This is a genomic window from Knoellia sp. p5-6-4 (genome assembly GCF_029222705.1).
Lineage (GTDB): Bacteria > Actinomycetota > Actinomycetes > Actinomycetales > Dermatophilaceae > Pedococcus_A.
In genome coordinates this window covers 1-25502 of sequence record NZ_JARGZF010000005.1, presented here as the reverse complement: position 1 = coordinate 25502, position 25502 = coordinate 1, and the positions used below count along the sequence as shown (strand labels likewise).

Annotated in this window: 27 protein-coding genes, 1 tRNA gene, 1 pseudogene and 1 riboswitch; of the genes and pseudogenes, 19 read left to right on the top strand and 10 right to left on the bottom strand. The window is 70.8% G+C overall.

Annotated features, from left to right (window positions below):
- Positions 1-481, bottom strand: a pseudogene (locus P2F65_RS18415) (HNH endonuclease); the annotation flags it as partial.
- Positions 482-542: 61 nt separating this feature from the next.
- On the opposite strand from P2F65_RS18415, the gene cmk reads away from it, so the two are divergent.
- The 3 genes from cmk (at position 543) to P2F65_RS18400 (ending at position 3028) form a co-directional block, all read left to right on the top strand.
- Positions 543-1253: a (d)CMP kinase gene (gene cmk, locus P2F65_RS18410; RefSeq protein WP_275811361.1), complete on the top strand. Its 711-nt coding sequence runs from the start codon at positions 543-545 to the stop codon at positions 1251-1253.
- A 140-nt stretch (positions 1254-1393) separates the two neighbouring features.
- Entirely contained in the window at positions 1394-2851 is a 1458-nt protein-coding gene (gene der / locus P2F65_RS18405; protein WP_275811357.1) for a ribosome biogenesis GTPase Der, read from the top strand.
- Between the two features lie 103 nt (positions 2852-2954).
- Positions 2955-3028 (top strand) — tRNA-Pro (locus P2F65_RS18400).
- A 42-nt stretch (positions 3029-3070) separates the two neighbouring features.
- Here P2F65_RS18400 and P2F65_RS18395 read toward each other — a convergent pair.
- From P2F65_RS18395 to P2F65_RS18385, 3 genes are read right to left on the bottom strand one after another with little or no spacing between them, the layout of a single operon-like run.
- Positions 3071-4288 (bottom strand): site-specific integrase, encoded by a 1218-nt coding sequence (locus P2F65_RS18395; RefSeq protein ID WP_275811353.1) that lies wholly within the window; start codon positions 4286-4288, stop codon positions 3071-3073.
- Positions 4285-4482 (bottom strand): helix-turn-helix domain-containing protein, encoded by a 198-nt coding sequence (locus P2F65_RS18390; protein WP_275811350.1) that lies wholly within the window; start codon positions 4480-4482, stop codon positions 4285-4287. The genes P2F65_RS18395 and P2F65_RS18390 overlap by 4 nt, the downstream gene beginning before the upstream one ends.
- A 15-nt stretch (positions 4483-4497) precedes the next feature.
- Positions 4498-6150: a replication initiator gene (locus P2F65_RS18385; protein ID WP_275811347.1), complete on the bottom strand. Its 1653-nt coding sequence runs from the start codon at positions 6148-6150 to the stop codon at positions 4498-4500.
- Positions 6151-6379: 229 nt separating this feature from the next.
- On the opposite strand from P2F65_RS18385, the gene P2F65_RS18380 reads away from it, so the two are divergent.
- The 3 genes from P2F65_RS18380 (at position 6380) to P2F65_RS18370 (ending at position 8895) form a co-directional block, all read left to right on the top strand.
- On the top strand, positions 6380-6979 hold the full coding sequence (locus tag P2F65_RS18380; protein ID WP_275811344.1) for a hypothetical protein: 600 nt from the start codon (positions 6380-6382) through the stop codon (positions 6977-6979).
- A gap of 409 nt (positions 6980-7388) precedes the next feature.
- Positions 7389-7910, top strand: a complete 522-nt coding sequence (locus tag P2F65_RS18375; RefSeq protein ID WP_275811341.1) for a sigma-70 family RNA polymerase sigma factor — start codon at positions 7389-7391, stop codon at positions 7908-7910.
- On the top strand, positions 7900-8895 hold the full coding sequence (locus P2F65_RS18370; protein WP_275811338.1) for a CU044_5270 family protein: 996 nt from the start codon (positions 7900-7902) through the stop codon (positions 8893-8895). The genes P2F65_RS18375 and P2F65_RS18370 overlap by 11 nt, the downstream gene beginning before the upstream one ends.
- A gap of 256 nt (positions 8896-9151) precedes the next feature.
- Here P2F65_RS18370 and P2F65_RS18365 read toward each other — a convergent pair whose 3' ends face one another.
- The 5 genes from P2F65_RS18365 to P2F65_RS18345 all read right to left on the bottom strand — a co-directional run bounded on the left by P2F65_RS18365 (position 9152) and on the right by P2F65_RS18345 (position 13469).
- Complete coding sequence (locus tag P2F65_RS18365; protein ID WP_275811335.1) at positions 9152-10042, bottom strand: LLM class flavin-dependent oxidoreductase; 891 nt, start codon at positions 10040-10042, stop codon at positions 9152-9154.
- A 300-nt stretch (positions 10043-10342) separates the two neighbouring features.
- Positions 10343-10648: a hypothetical protein gene (locus P2F65_RS18360; RefSeq protein WP_275811332.1), complete on the bottom strand. Its 306-nt coding sequence runs from the start codon at positions 10646-10648 to the stop codon at positions 10343-10345.
- 430 nt (positions 10649-11078) lie between these two features.
- On the bottom strand, positions 11079-11651 hold the full coding sequence (locus P2F65_RS18355; RefSeq protein ID WP_275811329.1) for a DUF664 domain-containing protein: 573 nt from the start codon (positions 11649-11651) through the stop codon (positions 11079-11081).
- Positions 11652-11705: 54 nt separating this feature from the next.
- The gene (locus tag P2F65_RS18350; RefSeq protein ID WP_275811327.1) at positions 11706-12278 is read right to left on the bottom strand and encodes a dienelactone hydrolase family protein; all 573 of its coding nucleotides are present in this window, start codon (positions 12276-12278) and stop codon (positions 11706-11708) included.
- A gap of 39 nt (positions 12279-12317) precedes the next feature.
- A complete protein-coding gene (locus P2F65_RS18345) occupies positions 12318-13469 on the bottom strand; it encodes an aminotransferase class I/II-fold pyridoxal phosphate-dependent enzyme (protein ID WP_275811324.1) in 1152 nt (383 codons plus the stop codon).
- 68 nt (positions 13470-13537) lie between these two features.
- On the opposite strand from P2F65_RS18345, the gene P2F65_RS18340 reads away from it, so the two are divergent.
- The 10 genes from P2F65_RS18340 to gcvP all read left to right on the top strand — a co-directional run bounded on the left by P2F65_RS18340 (position 13538) and on the right by gcvP (position 22485).
- A complete protein-coding gene (locus P2F65_RS18340; protein WP_275811321.1) occupies positions 13538-14158 on the top strand; it encodes a CDP-alcohol phosphatidyltransferase family protein in 621 nt (206 codons plus the stop codon).
- Positions 14155-15147 (top strand): DUF881 domain-containing protein, encoded by a 993-nt coding sequence (locus P2F65_RS18335; protein ID WP_275811318.1) that lies wholly within the window; start codon positions 14155-14157, stop codon positions 15145-15147. The genes P2F65_RS18340 and P2F65_RS18335 overlap by 4 nt, the downstream gene beginning before the upstream one ends.
- Entirely contained in the window at positions 15144-15476 is a 333-nt protein-coding gene (locus tag P2F65_RS18330; RefSeq protein WP_275811315.1) for a small basic family protein, read from the top strand. Before P2F65_RS18335 ends, P2F65_RS18330 begins: the two co-directional genes overlap by 4 nt.
- A complete protein-coding gene (locus P2F65_RS18325) occupies positions 15473-16294 on the top strand; it encodes a DUF881 domain-containing protein (RefSeq protein ID WP_275811313.1) in 822 nt (273 codons plus the stop codon). Before P2F65_RS18330 ends, P2F65_RS18325 begins: the two co-directional genes overlap by 4 nt.
- A gap of 69 nt (positions 16295-16363) precedes the next feature.
- Complete coding sequence (gcvH, locus tag P2F65_RS18320; protein ID WP_275811310.1) at positions 16364-16753, top strand: glycine cleavage system protein GcvH; 390 nt, start codon at positions 16364-16366, stop codon at positions 16751-16753.
- A 130-nt stretch (positions 16754-16883) separates the two neighbouring features.
- On the top strand, positions 16884-17339 hold the full coding sequence (locus P2F65_RS18315) for an FHA domain-containing protein (RefSeq protein WP_275811307.1): 456 nt from the start codon (positions 16884-16886) through the stop codon (positions 17337-17339).
- 53 nt (positions 17340-17392) lie between these two features.
- Positions 17393-18079 carry a MerR family transcriptional regulator gene (locus P2F65_RS18310; RefSeq protein ID WP_275811305.1) on the top strand — a complete coding sequence of 229 codons (687 nt, stop codon included), beginning with the start codon at positions 17393-17395 and terminating at the stop codon, positions 18077-18079.
- A gap of 33 nt (positions 18080-18112) precedes the next feature.
- Positions 18113-18622 (top strand): bifunctional nuclease family protein, encoded by a 510-nt coding sequence (locus P2F65_RS18305; RefSeq protein ID WP_275811302.1) that lies wholly within the window; start codon positions 18113-18115, stop codon positions 18620-18622.
- 146 nt (positions 18623-18768) lie between these two features.
- Positions 18769-19350, top strand: a complete 582-nt coding sequence (locus P2F65_RS18300) for a MerR family transcriptional regulator (RefSeq protein WP_275811363.1) — start codon at positions 18769-18771, stop codon at positions 19348-19350.
- A 74-nt stretch (positions 19351-19424) separates the two neighbouring features.
- Positions 19425-19532: riboswitch (glycine riboswitch) on the top strand.
- Between the two features lie 76 nt (positions 19533-19608).
- Positions 19609-22485 carry an aminomethyl-transferring glycine dehydrogenase gene (gene gcvP / locus P2F65_RS18295; protein WP_275811299.1) on the top strand — a complete coding sequence of 959 codons (2877 nt, stop codon included), beginning with the start codon at positions 19609-19611 and terminating at the stop codon, positions 22483-22485.
- Between the two features lie 525 nt (positions 22486-23010).
- Here the strand turns inward: gcvP and P2F65_RS18290 are convergent.
- Positions 23011-23751, bottom strand: coding sequence for an alpha/beta hydrolase (locus P2F65_RS18290; protein WP_275811296.1), 741 nt, complete (start codon positions 23749-23751; stop codon positions 23011-23013).
- 90 nt (positions 23752-23841) lie between these two features.
- Here P2F65_RS18290 and P2F65_RS18285 point away from each other — a divergent pair, with 90 nt between their 5' ends.
- From P2F65_RS18285 to P2F65_RS18275, 3 genes are all read left to right on the top strand, one after another.
- Positions 23842-24837 (top strand): YafY family protein, encoded by a 996-nt coding sequence (locus tag P2F65_RS18285; protein WP_275811293.1) that lies wholly within the window; start codon positions 23842-23844, stop codon positions 24835-24837.
- Positions 24838-24920: 83 nt separating this feature from the next.
- Positions 24921-25064: a hypothetical protein gene (locus P2F65_RS18280; RefSeq protein WP_275811290.1), complete on the top strand. Its 144-nt coding sequence runs from the start codon at positions 24921-24923 to the stop codon at positions 25062-25064.
- A gap of 86 nt (positions 25065-25150) precedes the next feature.
- A partial coding sequence (locus P2F65_RS18275) for a PAS domain-containing protein (protein WP_275811287.1) occupies positions 25151-25502 on the top strand: 352 nt, incomplete at its 3' end.

Below are 25502 nucleotides of genomic sequence, written 5' to 3'. Positions count from 1 at the left end.
CCGCGCGGCGGTCGGCCGGGCCCAGGCAGGCGGTCTCGCGGGCGAAGATGGTGGCTCGCCACTCGCTGACCCGGCCGTGGCGCAGGTGCTCGCCGGTGTGGGGCAGCTCGGCGTCCAGCGCCTTGGCCAGCCCCAGGTGCCGTGAGCCTCGTGCCGGGGACTCGCGCCGGGCCAGGGGCAGCTGGGCGGCCACCCCTCGACCGCGTTCCCGGGACGGGACCCCGGCCGCGGCCTGCACCGCGCGCTGGGAGGCGTCGAAGGCCACCGCCACGGAGGCCTGGGCGCCGGCGCAGGCGTGCTTGACCGCCTCCAACAGGCCGAGCTGGTCGACCCGCTCGGCGTCCGAGACCGCCGTGTCCAGGCTGGGCAGTCGCTCCAGGAACGATGCAAGGTCCGCCGTCGTCACCGGCGCCGGGGTCAACGGCGCCGTCGTCAACGGCGCTGGGGTCAGCGACCCCTCACCAGACACCGATTCGAACATGTGTCCAACCCTGGAGGAGGGGTGTGACAATGCCTGCGAGCCCTGCCCTAGGCTCTGCGGAATGAGCAGCGAGCACCTCGTCGTCGCGATCGACGGCCCCTCCGGGTCGGGCAAGTCCAGCGTCTCCAAGGCCGTCGCCCGTGAGCTCGGCGTCGGCTTCCTCGACACCGGCGCCATGTACCGGGCCCTCACCTGGTGGTGCCTGGAGGAGGGTGTCGACCTCGACGACCAGGCTGCCGTGGCCCAGGCCGCTCGCGACCTACCCCTGGAGATGGGCACCGACCCCGCCGCGCCGGGCGTGCGCGTCTCGGGCCGTGAGATCAACGACGACATCCGCACCACCCGCGTCTCGGAGGTCGTCTCCAAGGTCGCCACCAACACCGACGTCCGTCCGGTGCTCCAGCAGCTGCAGCGCGACCTGATGCAGCAGATCGCCGACGAGACAGGGGGAGTGGTGGCCGAGGGTCGTGACATCACCACCGTGGTCGCCCCCGACGCCGACGTGCGCATCCTGCTCACGGCGAGCGAGGAGGCGCGTCTGCGCAGGCGGTCCAAGGAGCTGCACGGCCACGCCGAGGACCACGCCGTCGAGGCCACCCGCGACCAGGTCGTGCGCCGCGACCGCGACGACTCCACCGTCTCGGACTTCACCGAGGCGTCCGAAGGCGTCACCCTCGTCGACACGTCCGACCTCGACTTCGCGCAGAGCGTCCAGGCGGTGCTCGACGTCGTCGACCGGGCGCGTCAGCAGGCTGGCCGCCAGCAGGCCTGACGGGCGCGTGGTCGGCGGCGGCCGCAACGTAGGGGACAATGGAGGCTGACACCCGCAGCGGTGAGCCGACCGCGAGAGCCGGCTGACCGGCATACCGCCGCGGAGCCCACCCCCCCCACCACCGCCTGAAGGAACCCGCCGTGAGCGAGCACCTGACCGACGACACCTCTGTCGAGCGCGCCCTGCGCGCTGGGCTGGAGGAGTTCGACCTCACCGAGGAGGACCGCTCCCTGCTCGAGGGTGAGGGCCTCGAGGAGGGGACGGGCGCGGAGCACGGCCCGCTGCCCGTGGTGGCCGTCGTCGGCCGGCCCAACGTGGGCAAGTCGACGCTGGTCAACCGCATCCTGGGCCGCCGCGAGGCGGTCGTCGAGGACGTGCCCGGCGTCACCCGTGACCGGGTGGCCTACGACGCCGAGTGGTCCGGACGACGCTTCACGCTCGTCGACACCGGCGGCTGGGAGATCGACGCGACCGGCATCCACCTGCGCGTCGCCGAGCAGGCCGAGGTGGCCGTCGACCTCGCCGACGTCGTGATGTTCGTCGTCGACGCCACGGTCGGCGCGACCGACGACGACGAGGCCGTGGTCAAGCTGCTGCGCCGCGCGGGCAAGCCTGTCGTGCTCGTGGCCAACAAGGTCGACGACCAGCGCACCGAGGCCGACGCCGCTGCCCTGTGGAACCTCGGGCTCGGCCAGCCGTGGCCGGTCTCCGCCCTGCACGGCCGGGGGAGTGGCGACGTGCTCGACGCGGTGCTCGAGGTGCTGCCCGACGTGTCGGCCTACGGCGAGGCCTACCAGCGCGGCGGTCCACGGCGGGTCGCCCTGATCGGACGACCGAACGTCGGCAAGTCCTCGCTGCTCAACAAGCTCGCGGGCGAGAACCGGGTCGTCGTCGACAACGTCGCCGGCACCACTCGCGACCCGGTCGACGAGTTCATCGAGCTCGGCGGCAAGACCTGGCGCTTCGTCGACACCGCAGGCATCCGTCGCCGCGTGCACCAGACCCGCGGAGCCGACTTCTACGCCTCGCTGCGCACGCAGACCGCGCTGGAGAAGGCCGAGGTCGCCGTCGTGCTCATCGACGCCGAGCAGAGCATCGCCGAGCAGGACATCCGGGTCGTGCAGCAGGTGATCGACTCCGGCCGTGCCCTCGTCGTGGCCTACAACAAGTGGGACCTGCTCGACGAGGAGCGCCGCTACTACCTCGAGCGCGAGATCGAGCGTGAGCTCGTGCAGATCCCGTGGGCTCCGCGGGTGAACATCTCCGCGAAGACCGGCCGTGCCGTCGAGAAGCTGGTCCCGGCGATCGAGAAGGCCCTCGACTCCTGGGACACCCGGGTGCCCACCGGCCGCCTCAACGCCTTCTTCGGTGAGATCGTCGCCGCCCACCCGCACCCGGTCCGGGGTGGCAAGCAGCCGCGGATCCTGTTCGCCACGCAGGCGAGCACGCGGCCCCCGCGGTTCGTCATCTTCGCCTCCGGGTTCCTCGAGGCCGGCTACCGCCGCTTCCTCGAGCGCCGCCTCCGCGAGGAGTTCGGCTTCGAGGGGACGCCCATCGAGGTGTCGGTGCGCGTGCGCGAGAAGCGCCGCCGCAAGTGACGGCGGGAGCACGGCATACCTGATTTCAAGCAGCGGTATGCCGTGCGCTAGGGTTTCGTTCGCTCCCGCGGGTTCTCGTGGACGCGGGTGACAACTGAAGATTCGGGCTGTGGCGCAGCTTGGTAGCGCACTTGACTGGGGGTCAAGGGGTCGCAGGTTCAAATCCTGTCAGCCCGACCGAAGGGGCCCTGATCTGTTTCGACAGGTCAGGGCCCGTTTTCATGCCCGGGTTTGCCCGCCCTGGACGATTCCCAGCGCAGGCTTCTCCGGACCAGTTCCGGACCACCAGGCGGAGAACGCGGTGCCGGCGTCGAGCACGGCCTGGGTGTCGGGGTGCAGGTAGCGGCTCGTCACAGCCGGGTCCTGGTGGCCGGCGACCCGCTGGAGGATGTGCAGCTCGACGCCCGCGTCGGCCATCCACGTCAGCGCGGTGTGCCGCAGGCCGTGCCGTACGAGGCCGGGGTGGCCGAGCTCGCGCACGAGCTGGTCCCAGTGGGTGGCGTCGCGGAGCGTGGCGGTCGTGATGACGCCGCCTCGGGGCCCGGCGAGCAGCCGTTCGTTGCCCTCGCGCCCCGCGGTGAGGCGGACGAGCGTCGGTCGGAGCGGGTCGATGATCGGCACCGTGCGGCGTCGCCGGCCCTTGGTCTGCTTGGTGACGAGCCCGCCTCGGCCGGGGTACGTCTGCCGAAACACGTGGAGCAGTCCACGGCCGAGGTCGACGTCGCCGACTCGGAGGCCCGAGACCTCGCTGATCCGCAGCGCCGTGGTGGCCAGGATGGTGACCATGTCGCCCCACGCCTGATGCCCGCCGGCCTCGATGACCGCCTCGACCAGGCGGTCCAGGGTGGCGACGTCGGGCAGGGCGAGGTCGCGTGGGCTGCCCGGCTCGGCGGAGTTGCCGAAAGAACGACCAACGGTGCGGCGACGCGCCCGGTCCTTGGCGGGGTTGCGCACGAGGATGCCGTCGCGGACCGCCTCGTCGAGCACCAGCACGAGCGCCGCCACGGTGTTCTTCACCGTCGAGCGCCCGTACTCCTGCTCCCAGCCGTCGATGGCCCGGTCGACGAGACCGGCGGTGATCATCGTCAGCGGAAGGTGGCCCAGGGTGGGCACCACCCGGCGACGCAGCCCGGCGGCATACGGGTCGTAGGTCGACGTCGGGTCGATGGCCCGGGTCCACCGGTCACCGATCTCGGCGACATACTGCCCCAGGGTCTGGCCGAAGTCGACGCCCGTCTTGGCCGTGTAGCGCATCGAGTCGAGCCACTCCTCGACCGCCTCCCGACTGCGGAAGGCCCGCTTGACGCCCTCACGGTGGTGGTTGGCCGGGTTGGTCCAGCGCACCCGGGCCCAGAAGGTCGTGCCGCGCGGGCCGGCGTTCTCCTCGACGTCGATGGTCAGCCGCACACCGAGGGGAGGCTTCTTCTCGCTCCTCATGGCGCCAGGCTGCGCTCGACCCGCTCCCGCGCCCACTCCTCGAGCTCGTCGAGCGGGTAGCGATAGATGTTGCCGACCCGGATGAAGCGCGGGCCGACGTCGTCGAGGCGCCAGCGACGGACGGTCGAGGTGTTGACACGCATGCGCTCGGCCACCTCTGCGGTGGTCAGCATGGGCGTGGCGAGGATGGACATGGCTTTCTCCCTGCTTCAGGCGGCGGTGGTGCTCGGGGCGGTGGTCGCCGCGGCTGTGGTGCCGTGGGCGGCCTCCTGGGCTTTGCGCAGCTCCTCTCGCCAACGAGAGCGGTCGGCGACGCTGAGCATCAGCCGCTCCTCCTTGGACTTCACGTCCGGGTCGTTGGGCGAGGCTTGGATCCAGATGTAGCGCTTGGGGTCGGGGTCGTCGGCAAGGCCGAGCAGGCCCCGGACCCACTCCCGCCGCTCGGCGCGGTGCACGGCGAGGGTCTTGCCCGACCACTTCCGCGAGACCAGGACGCGGCGGCCGCCGAAGCCGAGGGTCTCGTGACGGTGCGCCTTGCCGCGGCAGTAGCCGGGCTGCTGGCCAGCCCTGGCGCCCTTGGGCTGCACGCCGTAGCGCAGCCAGTTGGCGCAGGCGGGGGAGCAGGGCTCGTAGCGCAGCGCCTCCCACAGCCGGCGCATGTGCTCCTTCTCGCGGTCCGTCTCGGCCTCGTGGCAGACGTCGATCGACTTGTTGAGGTACTTCACGAGGTAGCGGATGCAGCGGTCGGCGTCAGGGCTGCCACCGAGCACGCCCTCAGCCCGCAACTGGGTCCCGAACTCGACGACGTGCATCGGCACGGCGTCCTCATCCCCGGCCAGGGCGTCGAGCGCCTCGTCCCACGTCGGCAGCATTCCGCCGGTGTCCGGGTCGGCGTAGGCATCCGCGTCCTCGTCCCAGACGGGCAGGCGGTGGTCGGGAAAGATCACCTCGTCGGTCGAGGGCCACCAGACCTGGTGGTACGTCGCCGCAGCGGTCATCTTGAGCTCGCGCCGGGAGATCGTCCCGCGCAGGGCCGCGTGCAGGTGCGGGGCGAGGCGGCGCTGGGGCTCGAGGGTGGCGAAGTACTGAACCTCGTAGCCGACGACCCGGCGCAGGTTCTGCCAGAACCGGTCCACCAGCTTGGGGAAGTGGATCGCGTCACGTGCCGCGGTCTTGTAGTCATAGGCGTCCAGGTCTCGGGGCACGCCCAAGGAGTTGACCCGGCCATAGGAGCGGCACGTCAGCGTCAGGAAGATCGACGGCCGGAACACCTTTCCGTCCGGGGCGGTGAACGTGCGGCCCACGGTCGTGGCAGCCACCTTGCGCCGAGGCAGGTCCGGGACGCCCTGCCGGCGCTTGGTGGAGCGAACGCGACGACGCCGGTCCGAGGGCAGCGCCTGGCCGCGAACCCCGGATGCCGCCAGCTGCCCCTCGACGTCCTCGATCGCCGCGCTGATCGGCTCGGTCGGCAGTCCAGCGTCTTCCGCCTTGACCAGCGCTGCCTGCAGGTCCGCCCTCATCGTCGCGAGCTCGGCCTGCTCGTCGGTCGGGTCGACATCCTCGACGACCGGCTCCTCGTCGAGATGCCAGCCCTGGCGGCACTGCTGCATCCGAAGCAGTCGAGCCCGTTCCGCGCACGGAGGGCACTTGCTCGTCGAGGTCGCGCCGCAGGGGACATCGACGATGGCGGACTGGCCGGTGTCCGCATCCACCTGGCGCAGCGGGACCGGGTGGATGCACACGCCGTGCGAGACCGCGACCAGCTCGATCACATCGCGCGTCAGAGGCAGCCGCGCACGACCCTTCTCGGAGACCGAACGGGTTGTCTCCGATGTGGTTTCGACGAGCGGTTGCGCGTCCATGCCTTCGATGCTGACACACCGACGGAAGACCCTTAGGTGCCCGAAAGCAGGGGCAGAACCGTCGTTAAGTGTCCGTGAGTGTCTCTGGGTGTCCGGTTGTTGCCGTTGTTTGCAGTACAACGAAATTCACGCCGCCGGAACCTTTGCCAAGTCTTTAACTGGATGCGCCGAAATGGTCCGCAAATGAATCCCGTGGCGGCTCTGGAGACGGACTGGCAACATGCCACCCGTGGCGAAGGAAGCGCTTCAGACGCTCGGGCTTGCGCCCGCAAGCCGCCGTCTCCCCAACCTCACCGGTTACACCACCGACCTGAATCCGGAGGGGCTTAGGCAGACGCCCGTGGACTACCTCGACTACACGGTCGACGGCCATCCCCTTTACGGGCTCATCGCCCAGCAGATTGGCGACATCGACTTGGTCAGCCCGCTGCAGGACCACTGGCCGGAGCTTGCGATCGATGCCATTCCGCGGCTCCTGGGTGAGGCACCGCCAGACCTCCCAGATGGGCGAACCTCGTTGTACGTCTGTCCCGAGTGCGCAAGCCTGGGATGCGGCGCAATCACTGCGGAGATTTTCTTCACTGCTGACATGGTCACCTGGCGGCATTTCGGAACGCAGGACGAGAACAACAAACGGGTTGAGCAGCTGACCATCCCTGGGGCACCCGAGATGCACTTCGCTAGAGAGCCGTACGTCGATCTCTTCACGCGCGAGCTAGTCAGGTATCAGCAGTTGCTTCGGGACGCCAAGATCGAGCGCGCAAACCAGCGACGTGACAGCCGACGCAGGCGCCTTCGGTCGCTGGGCCGGCTCCTCGGCCGAACCTAGCCATCTGGTTGCCGATTTAGGCCATTTAGGGATCAAGGGCGCGGCTTCGCCGCGCCGGGCCAGGGGCCCGCGATGGGGCCCCGCGCTGCGGGCGCCGCTGGCGCGTCGTCCTCGCGCACCCCACCGCACCCCGCCCGAGCAACGGAGCGACTGAGCGGCTCCCATGAGCCGCTGACAGGCGGTCTCGGCCCGCCATCGACTGCGCTCAGGACGGCAGGGGACTAGCGCGCGGCCGGCTTCCGCAAGCCCCAGCCCTCGCCGACCTGCCCGTGCGGCTCCTCAAACCCGTGCCGGCCCCTTTCGTACCGGCATCGCAGCCGGTCACCATCCGTGCCAGTTGGCTGCCGGTCACTGCGCAGACCCGCGTGGTCGCCTGTAAGAACCGGCCTGATGCTGGACATTGGTAACCGTGGGGACATCGACGGCGGCCCGTGAGCGGTTCACGCGCCTGTACGAACAGCACTACTGGGCGGTGGTCCGGTACCTGCAGCGCCGCCTCCGGGACCAGGACGCAGCCCGGGACGCGGCCGCCGAGGTCTTCACCATCACCTGGCGGCGGCTGCACGACGTCCCGGATGAGGCCCTTCCCTGGCTGTACGCGACTGCCCGGAACGTTCTCGCCAACTCGCAACGATCACGCAACCGCCGGCTCCGCCTGCATCGCAGACTCGCGGCCGAACCGCCGGTAGGTGAGCCGGCTTCGAACGGTTACGAGCAGGTACACGCGGCGTTGGCCAGCCTGTCGGACGCGGATCAGGAGATCCTGCGCCTGGCAGCGTGGGAGGACCTCAAACCTGCACAAATTGCGGAGGCTCTCGGTTGCACGGCCAACGCGGCCAGCGTCCGCCTGCATCGCGCCCGTGAGCGATTCGGGACTGCACTCCGCGATGTCGACCGCAGCGAGACCATGGAGGTCAGCAGTGACCGATGAGATGACCACGCTCCGAGCGGTGGATCCCACCCTGTCGGCCACAGCGCCCACTGAGCTGGACGACCGCGCCCAACGCGACCTCCTCGCGATCATCTCCACACCTTCCGGCCACAAGCTCAAGCGCCGGGGCGGGTGGGGTGCGGCGGCAGGACTGGCAGTTGCGATGGTGATCGCGGCTGTCATTCTGGGACTGCCCGATGGCGCGCCGGCGCCTCGTGCCTACGCCGCCACCCCTCCGCTCCTGGCCGTCATTTCAACGTCATCGGAACCGGCCTTGGTCCTCAACGACCTGGCCGCCCGCGCTCAGAGAGCAAACGGAACGGCTAGCACAGTCGACCAGGTCATCAGAACCCAGAGCTGGTCGCTCTTCACCCGGGTGGACGGCAAGACGGTCAACTCAGCGGTCATCCCGGTCGAGTCGGAGCTGCGATGGGGCGCAGACCGCTCTGGGACGCTCAAGAGGGTCACGGGCCAGCCGTACTTCCCCAACCCGGACAACGAGCATGCCTGGCTGGAGGACGGACGCCCCGCGAGACCCGGAACGATGCTGACGAGCGAGACGTATGCGCTGGGCGACTTCAAGCCCATGTGGAACGCGGCGCCGCCCACGGACCCGCGGGACTTGGCCGAGTACCTGGCCATCGGCCACCCCATCGAGCGGATCGGCACCGCAGAGCTCTTCGTCGCCATCGGCGACCTCGCACGTGAACGCGATTTGTCCGCCGTGCAGCGTGCCGCGGTCCTGCGCATTCTCGCGAAGGCTCCCGACATGAACGCCCTGGGCACGGTGATCGACAGGCTTGGCCGACCGGGGATCGCCGTGGCCACGGACTCCGACTACTCCGGCCTGATGACCCGCTACATCCTGGTCTTCGACCCCAACACGGGCGCTCTCAACGCCGAGGAGGCGTGGCTCACCACGAGCGCCGGCAGACTCAACGTGCCCGTACCCTCGGTCATCTCGTACACGGCCTGGAAACACTGACCTCGGGACGGACGCCGGACCAAAACCGGACCAACGCCGGACGAGCCAACCGGACGAACCGCGACAACGAGCACAACTGGCCAGGACTCCCGGTAACTCACGGTCGGTGGGTTTGTGCTCGGGTCGGCGAAGCCCCGATCTGGGGGTCAAGGGGTCGCAGGTTCAAATCCTGTCAGCCCGACCGATCGGGCCCTGATCTGTTTCGACAGGTCAGGGCCCGTTGTCATGCCCCGCTCCGGCCGCGCGCTGAGGAGCATCATGCCTCCGACCGCAGTCTCGGAATGATGGTGCTCGCCACCTCTCGGAAGACCTCGTCCTCGGGGTGGTCCGGGCGCCACGACCCGGGCCAGTAGAGGACGAACTCATCGATCCCGAGGGAGCGAAACCTGCCAACCATGTCGACGAAGTACTCGGGTGACTCCCACGGTGTCAGGGGTGGAAAGCACACCAGCGAATGTCGGATCTGCCGCGGGTCGCGGCCGAGTCCGGTGGCGAGGTCGTCGAACCGGGAACACCGCTCCGCCGTGACGCGGTAGAAGTCGTCCTCGGTCACCACGCCGTAGCCTCCCCAGGAGCTCCACCCGTCGGCGTGCTGCGCAGCGATCCGGAGCATCCTGGGGCCGTGAGCAGCGACGGTGATGGGCGGACGCGGCCGTTGAACCGGTAAGGGGACAGTCTCGGCACCCTCACATCGGTAGTAGTCCCCCTGGTATGTCGTCACCTTCTGGCGCAAGAGCAGATCGACAACCTCGACGAACTCACGGAACCGTGCCACTCGTTCGGCGGCGCTCAGTGCCACTCCGGCGGCGGGACCTCCAGCCGATGGGTCGCCGACACCAAGTGCCACCTCGACGCGTCCCTGCGTCAGGTGGTCCACAGTCATTGCGGCTTTGGCAAGCGTCACCGGGTGCCGGAAGTACAGGCTCGAGACCAGGGTGCCCACGCGGATCCGATGCGTTTCGGTCGCCATCATTGCCAGCGTCGTTGGGCCGTCGAACATCATGTGTTGCGGTCGGTCCGGCTCCACGACCGTGTCGCAGTTCCACAGGACGTCGAACCCGAGGTCCTCTGCCTCCCTCCACCGATGACGGAGTGTGTCGAGTGGGAGGTGCTGGTACTGGTAGGCGCAGAAGCGCAACGTGGACATACCGGCCTCGCCATCGCGGCAGTGGGTTCCTGAGGCTCATCGTCGGTCCGGCCCACCGACCGGTCAAGAAGGTCGACGTCGCCATCTCGTTGCCGGTCCAGTCCATTGAGGATCAGGTGGCGCTCCGCGGCGCTGGGCCGCGGAGCGCCCGCGACGCGGACCGTGGCCCGGTTGCCTCTCGTGGTTCGGGGCTGGGCCGACGGCTCAGGCGACGGGGTCGCATCTGTTCATGCAGGTCCGACCCCGTCCTCATGAGGGTGTCCGGCAGAACCGCCCGTTGGCGTGCGGCCCGCCTCGCGGTCACGGTCCCTTCACGTCGTGCGGCAGGATGCGCACCCCGGCGCTGTCTCCGGAGAGCTGGGGTGTGCCGCCGTCGGCCTGGGGCTTGGCACCCTTGCCGTCGAGGTAGCGCCGCATCTCGACGCTCATCCGGTTGGGGCGGCTGTGCTCGTAGGTCGGCTCGGCCGTGTTGGCCACCGGGCTCGCGGGCTTCGTGCCCACGGCCGCGCTCGAGGAGGTGGTGGCCACCGCTCCCAAGCCGAAGCCGGCCGTGGCGGCGACGGCTGCGGTGACAACCAGGGAGCGGGCACGTGATGACAGGTTCATGGTGGTGTCCTTGTGGTTTGGGCGACCCCGTGCCGCCGTTGCACACCACGTTCTGGCATCTGGACCAGCCCTCACAGGCACCCTAGGTGGAGTGGAACCTCACCTCGACCTGGTGCCCCGGCCCTGGGGCGGGCTCGCGAAAGCCGCCTCAAGCGTTGGGGGAGAAGGCCATCGCCCAGGGCCATGCCACAGATGGGCTGCGCGGACGTGGCAGCCGGCTACCGGTCAAGCAGGAGGAACGGTGGGCAGCATGCGGGTCGCGGAGGGGAACGACCAGATGCCTCTCGTGGAGGGCACAGGGTCCACGCTGGTCCTTCTCGCCGCCCGGTCCAGCTGGGTCCTGGTGGCCTTGCTCGCCGAGGCGTGTAGACGGTCGCCACACCGTGCACTCTCACAACGAGCCAGGGCGGGGCGCAGGAGTCTGTCGCCGTCAGGGCCGCCAGCCGGCAGGGGGGTCCTCGCCGACCACGCCGTCGACGGCCTCGCGCAGCAGGTCCGCGTGCCCGGTGTGCCGCCCGTACTCCTCGATGAGGTCGCAGAGGAGCCGGCGCAGGCTGGCGTGCGTGCCGTCCGGGAAGGACACGTGCACGGGCTGGTCGAGGCCGCCGTCCGCCAACGCGGCCTCGACGCGGGCCCGCGAACGCTCCACGGCGCCGTCCCACAGGGCATACAGCTGCTCGGGGGTGTCGTCGGCGGCGGAGGTGAACTCCCAGTCGTTGCTGCCGTCCCAGCCGAAGGATTCCCACGGCTCGCCCAGCGGTTCGCCCCGCATCTTCGCGGTGAAGTGGTAGTCCTCGACGGCGGCGAGGTGTTTGAGCAGTCCGCCGAGGGTCAGCGACGACGCGCCGACCCGGGTCTGCAGGCCGGCGGCGGTCAGGCCCCCGGCCTTCCAGCGGAAGGTGAAGCGGAGCCGGTCGAGCGCACCGAGCAGGTGCTCCTCCTCGCTGCCGGCCAACGGCGGTTCCCAGGGCTCAGGCGTCCAAGAGGTGTCAGTGGTCGTCATGACACGACCCTAGGACCGGTTCCGGACACACCGTGGCAGGAACTCCCGCTTCGTTCAGCGGCTGAGGAACGCCAGCACCCGCTCGCGCAGCAGCGCATCGGCGTCGGGGTCGTAGGAGGGGAGCGAGCTGTCGGCGAAGAGGTGCTGTTCGCCGGGGTAGAGAAACAGTTCCGCGTCCTGGGCCTCGGCGACGAGCGCCCGCGCCGCGTCGATGTCTCCGTCGTCGACGAAGAACGGGTCGGCGTCCATCGCGTGCACCTGGACGGGCACCCCCGCCGGCCAAGCGGAACCGAACTCGGAGACCGGCAGGCAGGCGTGCAGCAGCAGCGCGCCCTTGGCCCCGGGCCGGGTCTGCGCGAGTTTCTGGGCCGCCATCACCCCCAGCGAGAACCCCGCGTAGACCACCTCGGCGGGCAGGGCCTCGGCGGCGCGGATCCCACGCTGGAGGACCTCCCCGAAACCCACCTCACCGGCATACCCGCCCCCGGCCTCGACCGTGTCGAAGGTGCGCCCGTCGAAGAGGTCGGGCGTGTGCACGGTGTGACCGGCGGCGCGCAGCTCGTCGGCGAACGCGAGCACGCCAGGAGTGAGCCCTTGGGAGTGGTGGAACAGGACTACCTCTGCCATCTTGTCGCCCCCTGCTCGGCTGTGATCGGGCTCCTGACCCTAACCAGCACGGGAGGCAGCCGCCATCCGTTCGACCGCCTCGGTCAGGATGCTCGGCGAGGTCGCGAAGTTCAGCCGCACGTGGCCGGCGCCGCCTGTGCCGAAGTCGGGGCCGCGGCTGAGCGCCACCTTGGCGCGCTCGCGGAAGTGGGCCGCCGGGTCGTCGCCGAGCCCCAGGGTCCGGCAGTCGAGCCAGGCCAGGTAGGTCCCCTCGGGAACGCGGTAGCCGATGTCGGGGAGCTGGTCGGCCAGCAGGTCGCGCAGCAGGTGCCGGTTGCGGTCGAGCCCGCCGAGCAGGGCGTCGAGCCAGGTGTCGCCCTCCCGCAACGCGGCGGCCTGGGCGATCGAACCGACGTGGCTGGCGCCGTAGGCGACCTCCTCGGGCATGGCGGCGAGCTCGTGGGCAGCTTCGTCACCGGGGATGACGACCGCCGACGTCAGCCCGGCCAGGTTGAAGCCCTTGCTCGCGGAGAAGACCGAGAACGCCACCGAGCCCACTGGCAACGAGAGGTAGGGCACGAACCGGTGCGGCGCATGCACCAGCGGCGCGTGGATCTCGTCGACCACCACCCGCACCCCGTGCTCAGCCGCGAGCCGACCCACCGACGTCAGCTCCTGCGCGGTGTGCACGGCACCAGTGGGGTTGTGGGGGCTGGCGAGCAGGTATGCCGCGCGGCCGCCACCGCGCGTGGCATCGCCGAAGGCCTGCGTGAGGGAGGCGAGGTCGATGCGCCCGTCCTCCGTCAGCGGAGCCTCGACGACCCGCCGGCCGAGGTTGCGCACGAACGCGTAGAACGGGGGGTAGACGGGACAGTTCACGACGACGGCGTCGCCGGGGTCGGTCAGCAGGCGCAACACCTCGCTGATGCCCAGCATGACGTTGGGCACCAACCTCGCCCTGGCGGGCTCGAGCGACCAGCCCCACCGACGCTCGGCGAAACCGGCCACCGCCTCGGTGTAGTCGCGCGCCCAGGGGTAGCCGGTGTCGCCCAGCGCCATCGCCTCGGCGACCGCGGAGACCACGGGCTCGGGCTGGAGCACGTCCATCTCAGCCACCCACAGCGGCAGCACGTCGTCGCCGTGGAGCCGCCACTTCAGCCCCCTCCGTCGGCGCAGGTCGGAGAGGGTCGGCGCCAGCAGCGGGTCGTCCATGTCGAGACTCTACGGAGTCGGGCGAGCCGGGTACGGCGGGCGGTACCCCAGCGCATAGGCTCTTGTCCGTGGCACGTGAGGGCGAGCAGACGATCAGCCCGGGGGAGGCGGCCGTCTCCGACCGCGTGCTCACCCTGCCCAACGTGCTGTCGGTGCTGCGCCTGATCGGCGTGCCGGTCTTCCTCTGGGCGATCCTCGCCGAGCATGACGTCATCGCCCTCGTCACCCTCATGCTCTCCGGGGTCAGCGACTACCTCGACGGCAAGATCGCGCGCCACTTCGGACTGGTCTCACGCGTCGGGCAGCTGCTGGACCCCCTGGCCGACCGCCTCTACATCGCCACCACGCTCTTCGGCCTCGCCTGGCGGGACGTGATCCCGTGGTGGCTGGTGGCCGTCCTCGTGAGCCGGGAAGTACTGCTGGCGGCCGTGCTCGCCGTGATCAAGCGCTACGGCCAGACCGGCCTGCCGGTGCACTTCGTCGGCAAGGCCGCCACCTTCAACCTCCTCTACGCCTTCCCGCTGCTGCTCCTCGGTGAGGGCCAGAGCACCTTCGCGGAGTGGGCCCTGCCCGTGGGCTGGGCCTTCGCCTGGTGGGGCACCAGCCTGTACTGGCTGGCCGGCGTCATGTACATCGTCCAGGCCCGGCAGGTCGTCCTGAGCGCGCGCGCAGCGTCGGTGTCCGGATGACGCCCCCCACCTCGCACCGCGTGCCCGAGCAGCAGGCCACGCTGCCCGGGCGGCGCCCTGACGAGTCGATGACCCTGCTCACGTCGATGATGGAGCGGCCCCTCGACCCGGGGTATGCCGCGGCGGCCGAACGGCGCGCGGCAGCTGGTCTTCCGCCGGCCACCAGCACCCGCACGCCCGCCGTCCTCGTCGCCGCCATCGTGCTCGGGCTGCTTCTCGCGGTCGGCGCCGTGTCCCTGCGCCAGCGCGACGCGGCTCCGTCCCGGGCTCGCGCCGGCCTCGTCCAGCAGATCGAGGCTCGGCGCGCCACGGCCGACCAGAGCGCCCAGCGAGTGCAGGCACTGCAGGGCGAGATCGACCGGCTCCAGGCGAGCGCCCTCCGTGGCGAGGGTGGGCTGTCGGGGCGGCTGTCGTCGCTGGCCCTCGTCTCGGGAGCTACGGCCGTGACCGGGCCAGGCCTGACCATCACCCTCGATGACGCCCGTGGCGGCGACAACGGCAGCGCCGACGGCGACCCCCGCACCCAGGGGGACAACGACGAGGGCAGGGTGCTGTCCAAGGACCTCCAGATCGTCACCAACGGGCTGTGGGAAGCGGGCGCCGAGGCCATCGCCATCAACGGCCAGCGTCTCACGGCCCGCTCGGCGATCCGCTTCGCCGGGGAGGCGATCCTGGTCAACTACCGGCCGCTCACCCGCCCCTACGTCATCACCGCCCTCGGCTCGCCGGACCTCGAGGTGAACTTCGCCGACACAGCGGGTGGCTCCTACGTGCGTGCCCTCGAGGACAACTACGGGGTCCGTGTCACGATGGCCGGGTCAGAGCGCCTGAGCGTGCCTGCCGCCACCTCCCTCACCACGCGCTACGCGTCCGTGCCGGGGAGCGCCTCGGCGACCGGCGCGCCGACCACCGGCGCCCCGCCCACGGGGACACCGACCACGAGCACCGCGCCCACCACCTCGACCAACACCACGGAGCCAGCACAGTGATCCCGGTCCTCGGCCTCATCGGCGGCATCCTCATCGGCATCTTCCTGCAGCCGGAGGTGCCGCTCTGGCTCCAGCCGTACCTGCCCATCGCCGTGATCGCGGCGCTCGACGCCGTCTTCGGCGCCGTCCGGGCGGTGCTCGACGGCATTTTCAACGACAAGGTCTTCGTCGTCTCGTTCCTCGCCAACGTGGTCGTCGCCGCGTTCATCGTCTACCTCGGCGACCAGCTCGGCGTCGGCTCCCAGCTGTCCACCGGCGTCGTGGTCGTCCTCGGCGTCCGGATCTTCTCCAACGTCGCCTCGATCCGCCGACACCTGTTCCACGCATGAGCGACCCGACCGAGCCCACCCAGCCCACCCAGCCCACTCAGTCCACCGAGGCCGCTGAGGTGCCGACACCGCCCGGCGACGAGCCCCGCCCGCAGGGCTCCTGGCGGGCCATGTTCCGGATGGCCCGCCCCCGAGCCACCCGGGCCAACCTCTTCGCCGCCCTGCTGGCCATCGTGCTGGGGTTCGCCCTGGCCACCCAGGTGCAGCAGACCCAGGAGCAGGGGCTGGAACAGCTGCGCGAGGACGAGCTCGTGCGCATCCTCGACGACGTCACGCAGGACGCGGCCCGGCTGGGCAACGACGCCCGGGCACTCGAGCTGACCCGCGACCGGCTGGCCAGCGGCGCGGACAACAGCGCCGAGGCACTCAGGGCGGCCCAGGGTCGGGTCGACACCCTCGGCATCCTCTCGGGCAGCGCCCCCGCCGAGGGTCCGGGCATCGTGCTCACCATCGACGACCCGGCGGGCAAGGTCACCAGCGCCCTGCTGCTCGACGCCCTCCAGGAGCTGCGCGACGCCGGCGCCGAGGCCGTGCAGATCGGCTCGGTCCGTGCTGTGGCCAGCACCTACTTCACGGACACCCCGGACGGCATCGAGGTCAGCGGCGTGCCCGTGAAGTCGCCCTACGTCATCACGGCGATCGGCGGCAGCGCCACCATGGCCTCCGCCATGGACATCCCCGGCGGGGTCAACGAGTCGGTACGGCGCCTCGGCGCGGTCTCGACAGTGGACCAGCGGGACTCGGTCTCCATCACCGCATTGCACACCCTCGAAGAGCCTCAGTACGCTCGCCCCGTCCCTGGCCCCGCAGGCCGCTGACCAGCACGACCAGCACGACCCGCACCACCCGCAGCACGACCCCCGCACCCACTCTCGACGAGGAGAACCATGAGCGAGCTGGAGTACCCCGAGGACCTGCGCTACACCGCCGAGCACGAGTGGGTGCGCGCCGGCGACGGCGGGGTGGTCCGGGTGGGCATCACCTCCTTCGCCCAGGACGCCCTCGGCGACGTCGTGTACGTCAGCCTCCCGACGGTCGGCGACACCGTCGCGGTGGGCGACGCCTGCGGCGAGGTGGAGTCGACCAAGTCGGTCAGCGACCTCTACGCCCCGCTCGCCGGCGAGGTGACCGCGGTCAACGAGGCCCTGGACGCCACACCCGAGCTGGTGAACACCGACCCCTACGGCGAGGGTTGGATGTACGAGCTCAAGGTCGACGACCTTGCCGCCGTCGAGGGGCTCATGGGCCCGGCCGCCTACCGCGACCAGCTCGGCTGAGCCGGACCGCTCGCCGCGACGGCACGCCGCAGCGCGTGCCGGGCAAATTCCTGCGGCAAGGCGGAAGCATCACCTACCTTTTGTGTTTTGCTAGAAGCGCGCACGAGACACCAGACGAGGAGCCCGGTAGATGACTGGCAGCGAGCACGAGGAGCAGGCCTCCCGCGCCCACGAGCCCACGACGATGCGCCTTCCCGGCATCAGCGGCCTGGAGCAGATCGAGACCGGGGCCGAGGCGGAGGTCGCCCTGAGCAAGGCTGACCAGGCGACCGTGGACGCGCTCCGCACGGGCACGGCGCTCCTCGTGGTGCTGCGTGGCCCCAACACCGGCGCCCGCTTCCTCCTCGACGACGACGAGGTGGCCTCGGGCCGCCACCCGGACAGCGACATCTTCCTCGACGACGTCACGGTCTCGCGCAAGCACGCGGTCTTCCGCCGCGAGGGCGACACCTTCGTGGTGCGCGACGTGGGCTCGCTCAACGGCACCTACGTCAACCGCGAGCGCATCGACGAGGTCGCGCTGCAGACGGGCGACGAGGTGCAGATCGGCAAGTTCCGCCTGGTGTTCTACGCGGGCAAGGGCTGAACCCCCACCGCCAGGCCGGACCTCAGGTGAGTGCTCGCAGGGTCAGGCGCGCCATGACCATCGGGGCGGTGCTCGACGCCCTGAAGCCGGACTTCCCTGACATCAGCATCTCCAAGATCCGCTTCCTGGAGGCCGAGGGGCTGATCACGCCCGAGCGCACGCCGTCGGGTTACCGGCACTTCTCCGACGAGGACGTCGAGCGGCTCCGCTACATCCTGACCGCCCAGCGCGACCGGTTCTGGCCGCTGAAGGTGATCCGTGAGTCGCTCGACGCACTCGACCGCGGGCTCACGCCGCCGGGCGACAGCGAGGGCGAGCGACCGCAACCGCCGCGGCCCGCCCCCGACCCGGACGTCCCCACCGCGGCTGAGCTGACCCGTCCGGGCACTCTGCGCCTGACGCGCGAGGAGCTGGCGGCATCCGCCGGCCTCGACGCGCCCACACTGGAGGCGCTCGACACCTTCGGGCTCCTGCGCCCCGACGGCGGGGGCCACTACGGTGAGGCTGCGCTGGCGATCGCGCACGCGGCCGCCGGCCTCGCGGCATACGGCATCGAGCCTCGCCACCTGCGGCCGTTCCGGACGGCCGCCGACCGCGAGATCGGCCTGGTGCAGCAGGTCGCCGCGCCGCTGCGCGGCCGAGGTGGCCGGGCCGGCAAGGATGACCCGACCGGCGACATCCTGCGGCTGTGCATCGCGCTCCACACAGCCCTGGTCAAGGACGGGCTCGGCCAGGCCTGAGACGGGTGCCTGCGTGCGGGGTACGGTGGGGGAGTGAAGGTTCTTGACGTCCTCGGCGTCCGGGTCGAGATGCCCACCAACCACCCGATCGTCCTGCTGCGCGAGCGTGGCGGGGACCGCTACCTGCCGATCTGGATCGGGGCCGCCGAGGCGACCGCCATCGCGTACGCCCAGCAGGGCATCGAGCCTCCGCGCCCGCTGACGCACGACCTGCTCAAGAACGTGATCGAGGGGCTGGGCCACCAGCTCACCGAGGTGCGCATCGTCGCCCTCAAGGACGGCGTCTTCCACGCCGCGCTCGTCTTCGACGGCAAGGTGGAGATCTCCTCACGGTCCTCCGACGCGATCGCCCTGGCCCTGCGCACCGGGACGGAGATCATCGCCGGGGAGAGCCTGCTCGAGGAGGCGGGGGTGTCCATGGCCCCCGAGGAGGACGACGAGGTCGAGAAGTTCAAGGAGTTCCTCGACCACGTCTCGGCCGAGGACTTCCAGAAGCCCGGCGAGTCCGGCACGGAGCAGGGCCCCCAGAGCACCGAACCCTGAGCCTCAACTGGACATACAGGGTATGCCGGGGCGGTGCGACACGCCGGGGCCGGAGGGTCCACAGGTCGTTGACGTGCGGCGTTGTGCGGCCGTACCGTCAGGGAGTCCCTAATACGAGCAGTGTAGTTTTACAGGAGGTGAGCGCCGTGAACCCTACTGGGAAGCCCCAGCCCGGCACGACGACGGTGCCGGTCGCAGCGCAGGGCCTGTTGTTCACGGACGACCTTCCTGAGCTGAGCGAGGACATCGGCTACCGCGGCCCCACCGCCTGCAAGGCCGCCGGCATCACCTACCGCCAGCTCGACTACTGGGCCCGCACCGGCCTCGTCGAGCCGTCCGTGCGGGGCGCCACCGGATCGGGCACCCAGCGGCTCTACGGCTTCCGTGACATCCTCGTGCTCAAGGTCGTCAAGCGGCTGCTCGACACCGGGGTCTCGCTCCAGCAGATCCGCGTCGCCATCCAGGCGCTGCGTGAGCGCGGCGTCGAGGACCTCGCCCAGATCACGCTGATGAGCGACGGCGCCTCCGTTTACGAGTGCACCTCCGCCGACGAGGTCATCGACCTGGTCCAAGGCGGTCAGGGCGTCTTCGGCATCGCCGTCGGCCGTGTGTGGCGCGAGGTCGAGGGCGAGCTCGCCGAGCTGCCGAGCGAGCGCACCGAGGACGAGACGCCCGCCGCCCACCCGGACGACGAGCTGAGGGTCCGCCGGCAGGCCAGGCTCGCCTGAGCCGCTCGCACCCGTCTCGCACGAGCCCGCCTTCCCCCGGGGAGGCGGGCTCTGCTGTAGATTTGGGGTGCTGAACACCCCGCGCGGGAGAGTCCCCGCGTGCCGTCGCCACGGCGGCACGGCGGGGCGCCGAAGGGGCAAACTCCCCGGAACCTCTCAGGCGCCAGGACCGCGCGGATCAGGCACCTCTGGAGCGACGACCCCGCGTCGGCGTGACAGATGGGGAGGCGTCCTTCGTCGCATCGTGTCAGGAGCCTCATGTCCCACCACGCCCTCCCCGAGTTCGTCGCCCGGCACATCGGCCCGTCCGAGGAGGACGTGGCACAGATGCTCTCGGTCGTCGGCCACGACTCCCTGGAGTCGCTCGCCGATGTGGCCGTTCCCGGGGCCATCCGCTCCGAGCGCGCCCTCCACATCGACCCCGCGCCCTCGGAGTCCGTAGTCATCGAGGAGCTGCGGGCGGTCGCCCAGCGCAACCAGGTGCACACGTCGATGATCGGCCTCGGCTACTACGACACGCTCACCCCGGCGGTCATCCAGCGCAACGTGCTCGAGAACCCGGCGTGGTACACCGCCTACACCCCCTACCAGCCGGAGATCTCGCAGGGCCGCCTCGAGGCGCTGCTGAACTTCCAGACCATGGTCGCCGACCTGACCGGCCTGCCCACGGCTGGCGCGTCCCTGCTCGACGAGGGCACCGCCGCCGCCGAGGCCATGACGCTGATGCGCCGCGCCAGCAAGGTCGCGGCCGACGCCGTGCTCGTGGTGGACCAGCACGTCTTTCCGCAGACCCTGGCCGTCATGCAGACCCGGGCAGTGCCGCTCGGCCTCGGCGTGGTCGTCGCCGACCTGACCGGTGTCACGAGCGCGGACGCCCTGCGCGCTGCAGCCGGGGGCCGTGACGTCTTCGGTGTGCTCGTGCAGTACCCCGGTGCCGACGGCGAGCTGCGCGACTGGCGTGCCGTCGCCGACGCCGCCCACGAGCTCGGGGCCCTCGTGACCGCCGCCGCCGACCTGCTCGCCCTGACCCTGGCCACGACGCCGGGGGAGTGGGGCGCCGACGTCGCGGTCGGCACCACGCAGCGGTTCGGCGTGCCCATGGGCTTCGGCGGTCCGCACGCCGGCTACATGAGCGTCCGCGCCGGGCTCGAGCGCTCCCTGCCCGGTCGCCTGGTCGGGGTCTCCGTCGACGCCGACGGCTCCCCGGCCTACCGGCTCGCCCTACAGACCCGCGAGCAGCACATCCGCCGCGAGAAGGCGACGTCCAACATCTGCACCGCCCAGGTGCTCCTGGCCGTGATGGCCTCGATGTATGCCGTGTACCACGGCCCCGAGGGGCTGGCGGCGATCGCGCGGCGCACCCACGCGCACGCCCGCGCCCTGGCCACCGGCCTGCGGGAGGAGGGCGTCGACGTCCGGACGGAGACGTACTTCGACACCATCACCGTCTCCGTGCCCGGCCGGGCCGACGAGGTGGTCCGCGAGGCCGCCAACCGGGGCGTGAACCTGTGGCGGGTCGACGACGACCACGTCTCGGTGAGCACCGACGAGACGACCACGCTGACCGACCTCGAGCACGTCTGGGCGGCCTTCGGCGTCGTGGGGCGGCGCTCGGTCGAGGTGGCGGCGCCGCAGTGGCCGGAGCACCTCGTCCGCACCAGCGACTACCTCACGCACCCGATCTTCCACGCCCACCGCAGCGAGACCTCCATGCTTCGCTACCTGCGCCGGCTCGCCGACCGCGACTTCGCGCTCGACCGCGGGATGATCCCGCTCGGCTCGTGCACCATGAAGCTCAACGCGACCACCGAGATGCAGGCCGTCACGTGGCCGGAGTTCGCGGGCCTGCACCCGTTCGCACCGGCCACGCAGACCGAGGGCATCCGCGGGCTCATCGACGACCTCGCCTCGTGGCTGTGCACCATCACCGGCTACGACGCCGTCTCTCTCCAGCCCAACGCCGGCTCCCAGGGTGAGCTCGCCGGCCTGCTGGCGATCCGCGCCTACCACCGCGAGAACGGCCAGGGCGAGCGCAACATCTGCCTCATCCCGGCCAGCGCGCACGGCACCAATGCGGCCAGCGCGGTCATGGCGGGCATGAAGGTGGTCGTGGTGAAGACCGCTGCCGGCGGCGACATCGACATGGACGACCTGCGCGCCAAGGTGGCGCAGCACCGCGACCAGCTGGCCGCGATCATGGTGACCTACCCGTCGACGCACGGCGTCTTCGAGGACACCATCACGGAGCTGTGCGGCCTGGTGCACGACGCCGGCGGCCAGGTGTACGTCGACGGGGCCAACCTCAACGCCCTCGTCGGACTGGCCCAGCCCGGCAAGTTCGGCGCCGACGTCTCGCACCTGAACCTGCACAAGACGTTCTGCATCCCGCACGGTGGCGGCGGCCCCGGTGTCGGCCCGGTCGCGGTCCGCGCGCACCTCGCGCCCTACCTGCCGAACCATCCCCTCGCCCCCGAGGCCGGTCCGGAGACGGGAGTCGGCCCGATCTCCGCGGCGCCCTACGGCTCGGCCAGCATCCTGCCGATCTCGTGGGCCTACGTCCGGCTCATGGGCGGTGCCGGTCTCACCCGGGCCACGCAGGTGGCGGTGCTGAACGCCAACTACGTCGCGGCTCGACTGCGCGAGCACTTCCCGGTGCTGTACTCCGGGCACGAAGGGATCGTGGCCCACGAGTGCATCCTCGACCTGCGCGACCTGACCAGGCGCACCGGCGTCTCCGTCGACGACGTGGCCAAGCGGCTCATCGACTACGGCTTCCATGCGCCCACGATGTCGTTCCCCGTCGCGGGCACCCTGATGGTGGAGCCGACCGAGAGCGAGGACCTCTACGAGCTCGACCGGTTCTGCGCCGCGATGGTCGCCATCCGCGGCGAGATCGCCGAGGTCGAGGCAGGGGAGGTCTCGCTGGCCGACAGCATGTTGCGCAACGCGCCCCACACCGCCGCCGCCCTGGCCGGCAAGTGGGACTACCCGTACGAGCGCTCTGCTGCCGCCTTCCCCGTGGGTGTCGACGCCGCCGACAAGTACTGGCCGCCGGTGAGCCGCATCGACGGCGCCTACGGCGACCGCCACCTGGTCTGCTCCTGCCCGTCCCCGGAGGAGCTGGCGGCGGAGTGACGGCTGGCGAGTGACCGCACCCGAGTGACGGCGTGAACGGACGAGGGGCCCGGCAGCTGCCGGGCCCCTCGTCGTGATCTCAGCGGCTTTTCCTGTTGTCGGCGTGGTCCTTCCAGCGCTCTTCCCAGCCCCGCGCGGGCGACGACAGGGGCCTTTCCGCCTGAACCATCGCGCCTTCCGCCCGAACGTCCGGGGGCGCTCAGCGGATCCTGAACCAATGACCACCGCCCCGCCACCGCCCCGCCGTCGCCCCGCGATGCCCGACCCGAGGACATCGAGCAGCTACTGCCGTTGCCAACGCCATGTGTGGTTGGGCACGACAGCCGCGATCTTTGCCGCAGCTCTCCATGCGGCTTCTTCGGCTTCACGGAGTGGCTGTGGCGTCGATACTTCAGGTCCCCAGTGGGCTAACCCGAGCGCCTTCTCTCATCCCTCCCCGACCATTCCGGATCGGGGCATGAGCGGGCGTCTTGCGCGCGAAGCAACAGCGGGCGTCTTGCGCGCGAAGCAACTGGGCGCGAGCGCCTAGCAGCTGACCGACTCCAGCACCTTGGCGAGTTCCACCGGTCGGCTCACCATCGGCCAGTGCCACGTCGGCAGCTCGATGTACGTCCAGTCGCCGTCGACCATGTGCGCAAACGTCGGCGCGTAGGGCGCCATCTGCCGCAGTTGCTCAAGGCTGAAGCTGCACAGCACGCCGGTCCGCGGCAGGCGTTCCCAGGCGCCGGTGAGCGCGACCGGCTGGGTGGCGGTGCGCCAGGGCTGCGGCTGTGAGCCTTCGACCAGTGCGGCCACGGCGTCGTCGTCGACGTCGGGAGCCTCGGCGGCGAGCACGGCCCAGGGCGGCGGGGGGAGTTGCCAGCCCTCGCCGTGTGTCATGACCAGGTCTTGGTTGGCCGCCCGCGCGTCGGGTCCCTCGAAGTCGGCCTGCGCCATGCCGTCCGGCAGGGGACCCGAGTCGATGTAGACCAGGCGGGCCACACGCTCAGGCGCGCGGTCTGCCGCACCGGTTGTCACGAGGGCGCCGTAGCTGTGGCCGACGAGCACGACGTCGTGCAGGTCGTGCTGCTCGAGCAGATGCAGGACGTCGTCGATGTGGGTCGTCAGGTCGGTCTTCGGCGAGGCGAGGTGGGCGCGCTCGCCCATGCCGGAGAGGTCGACGGCGTGGGCGACGTGGCCGCGCTCGCTCAGCGAGTCTGCGACTGAGCGCCAGACCGAGGCGCCGAGCCAGAAGCCGGAGACGAGGACGTAGGTGGTGGTGTTCATGACCAGGACGTTAGAGTGGTTTGTGGACAGTTTCCGCCCGGTATTCAGAGTGCGCATCGCAGTTCTTTCTAGGCAGCCCCGAGGGGAGCCGTGACCCGCCCGACCGCACGCGTGCTGGCGATGCTGGAGCTGCTTCAGGCGGGTGGGCAGCGCACCGTCGGCGATCTCGCGGCGCGGCTCGGGGTCGACGAGCGGACCGTCCGGCGCTACGCGGAGCATCTTGCCGACCTCGGGGTCCCGGTCCAGGCGCAGCGGGGCAGGTACGGCGGCTACCGGCTCTCACCGGGCTACAAGCTGCCGCCGCTGATGCTCACCGACGACGAGGCCGTCGCCGTCGTCCTGGGCCTGCGGGCCGCGGAACGCGCGGGGCTCGCCACCACCGACCAAGCGGCGACGGCGAGCGCGCTGGCCAAGGTGTCGCGTGTGCTGCCGCGGGCCCTGGGCCAGCGGCTCGACAGCCTGCTGTCGACCGCGCACTTCACGACCCCGGCGCGCGCCAGCGCTCCCGCCGGCGCCGACACGCTGCTTGATCTCGCCTGGGCAGCGCAAGCGCGGCGCACCGTCGTGATCGCCTACACCGCCTGGGACGGACAGGAGTCGCAGCGTGAGCTCGACGTCTACGGCCTGGTCTTCCACTTGGGTCGGTGGTACGCCACCGGACACGATCACGGCCGTGATGACGTGCGGACATTCCGTTTGGACCGCATCGCCTCAGTTAGACAGGGCGACGGCTCCTACATCGTGCCCACCGAGTTCGACGCGACGATGCAGGTCGTGTCCGGCATCGCGGCGGTTGGGTGGTCGCACGAGGTCGCCGTCGTGCTGCGGACCACCCTCGCGGAAGCGGGCGAGCGACTGCCCCCGAGCGTGGGGCGGCTGACCGAGCACCTTGACGGCGTGCTCCTCGAGACGCGCGTCGAGCACCTCGACGGCATGGCCTGCATGCTGGCCGGGCTCGGCTGGGACTTCGAGGTGATCACCCCCGACGCCCTGCGCGACGAGGTCCTCACCCTGTCCGACCGCCTCCGAGTCAGCGCGGTGCGCGGCGCCGTCGCCGGCTCCACGGCTGGTCCGCGGAGTCCGTGAGCGACACCACCCCGCCGCACATCTCCAGCTCGTCACTGCGACGACCCGTCCGGAGCTCGGCATGACCGCGCAGACAGCGGCAGATGAGTGCATCTACGGGAGCCGCCGGTGGACACGGCAGGAGCGCTCACGAGCCGCTTGCTGCCTCCCGGGACGAGGAGCACGGCGCCGCCGCCCTGCAGAGGACCACGGTCAAGGAGATCGCCCAAGAGGCCGCAGCGGCCTGACGATGAGCAAGGCGGCCGATACCGACCAGAGCCAATCGTGCGCATCGGGGCAGGGCGGGTAGCGTGTCGGTTAGGAGGTGCGCGGAATGCACCGCTACATCGACGAGTTACGTCTGCTGCAGGCGATCCGGCTGGCGGTGCTTGCCACCGATGCGGCGGGGACCATCACCTTCGTCAACCGGGCCGCGGCCGAGGTCTTCGCCACCGTCGACGCCGAGCTGGTCGGTCACCAGGTGCACGACCTGATCGCGCCCGGCGCCAGTGACGGTCCGCTGGACCTCGACGCGGTGATGGCGGGTGATACCTGGCGGGGCGACCTGACCCTGCGGCGCCCTCGCGGTGACACCTTCGTCGCCGCCGTGTCCGGCACACCGGTCCGCGACCCAACCGGCCAGATCACCGGGATCGTAGTGGTCGCGGAGGACATGAGCGAGATCC

Excerpts from the sequence above, each read along its gene's own strand:
- cmk (WP_275811361.1), top strand. The coding sequence starts at position 543 with ATGAGCAGCGAGCACCTCGTCGTCGCGATCGACGGCCCCTCCGGGTCG.
- P2F65_RS18395 (WP_275811353.1), bottom strand. The coding sequence starts at position 4,288 with ATGAGGAGCGAGAAGAAGCCTCCCCTCGGTGTGCGGCTGACCATCGAC.
- P2F65_RS18390 (WP_275811350.1), bottom strand. The coding sequence starts at position 4,482 with ATGTCCATCCTCGCCACGCCCATGCTGACCACCGCAGAGGTGGCCGAG.
- P2F65_RS18385 (WP_275811347.1), bottom strand. The coding sequence starts at position 6,150 with ATGGACGCGCAACCGCTCGTCGAAACCACATCGGAGACAACCCGTTCG.
- P2F65_RS18365 (WP_275811335.1), bottom strand. The coding sequence starts at position 10,042 with ATGTCCACGTTGCGCTTCTGCGCCTACCAGTACCAGCACCTCCCACTC.
- P2F65_RS18360 (WP_275811332.1), bottom strand. The coding sequence starts at position 10,648 with ATGAACCTGTCATCACGTGCCCGCTCCCTGGTTGTCACCGCAGCCGTC.
- P2F65_RS18355 (WP_275811329.1), bottom strand. The coding sequence starts at position 11,651 with ATGACGACCACTGACACCTCTTGGACGCCTGAGCCCTGGGAACCGCCG.
- P2F65_RS18350 (WP_275811327.1), bottom strand. The coding sequence starts at position 12,278 with ATGGCAGAGGTAGTCCTGTTCCACCACTCCCAAGGGCTCACTCCTGGC.
- P2F65_RS18345 (WP_275811324.1), bottom strand. The coding sequence starts at position 13,469 with ATGGACGACCCGCTGCTGGCGCCGACCCTCTCCGACCTGCGCCGACGG.
- P2F65_RS18335 (WP_275811318.1), top strand. The coding sequence starts at position 14,155 with ATGACGCCCCCCACCTCGCACCGCGTGCCCGAGCAGCAGGCCACGCTG.
- P2F65_RS18325 (WP_275811313.1), top strand. The coding sequence starts at position 15,473 with ATGAGCGACCCGACCGAGCCCACCCAGCCCACCCAGCCCACTCAGTCC.
- gcvH (WP_275811310.1), top strand. The coding sequence starts at position 16,364 with ATGAGCGAGCTGGAGTACCCCGAGGACCTGCGCTACACCGCCGAGCAC.
- P2F65_RS18315 (WP_275811307.1), top strand. The coding sequence starts at position 16,884 with ATGACTGGCAGCGAGCACGAGGAGCAGGCCTCCCGCGCCCACGAGCCC.
- P2F65_RS18310 (WP_275811305.1), top strand. The coding sequence starts at position 17,393 with ATGACCATCGGGGCGGTGCTCGACGCCCTGAAGCCGGACTTCCCTGAC.
- gcvP (WP_275811299.1), top strand. The coding sequence starts at position 19,609 with ATGTCCCACCACGCCCTCCCCGAGTTCGTCGCCCGGCACATCGGCCCG.
- P2F65_RS18290 (WP_275811296.1), bottom strand. The coding sequence starts at position 23,751 with ATGAACACCACCACCTACGTCCTCGTCTCCGGCTTCTGGCTCGGCGCC.
- P2F65_RS18280 (WP_275811290.1), top strand. The coding sequence starts at position 24,921 with ATGAGTGCATCTACGGGAGCCGCCGGTGGACACGGCAGGAGCGCTCAC.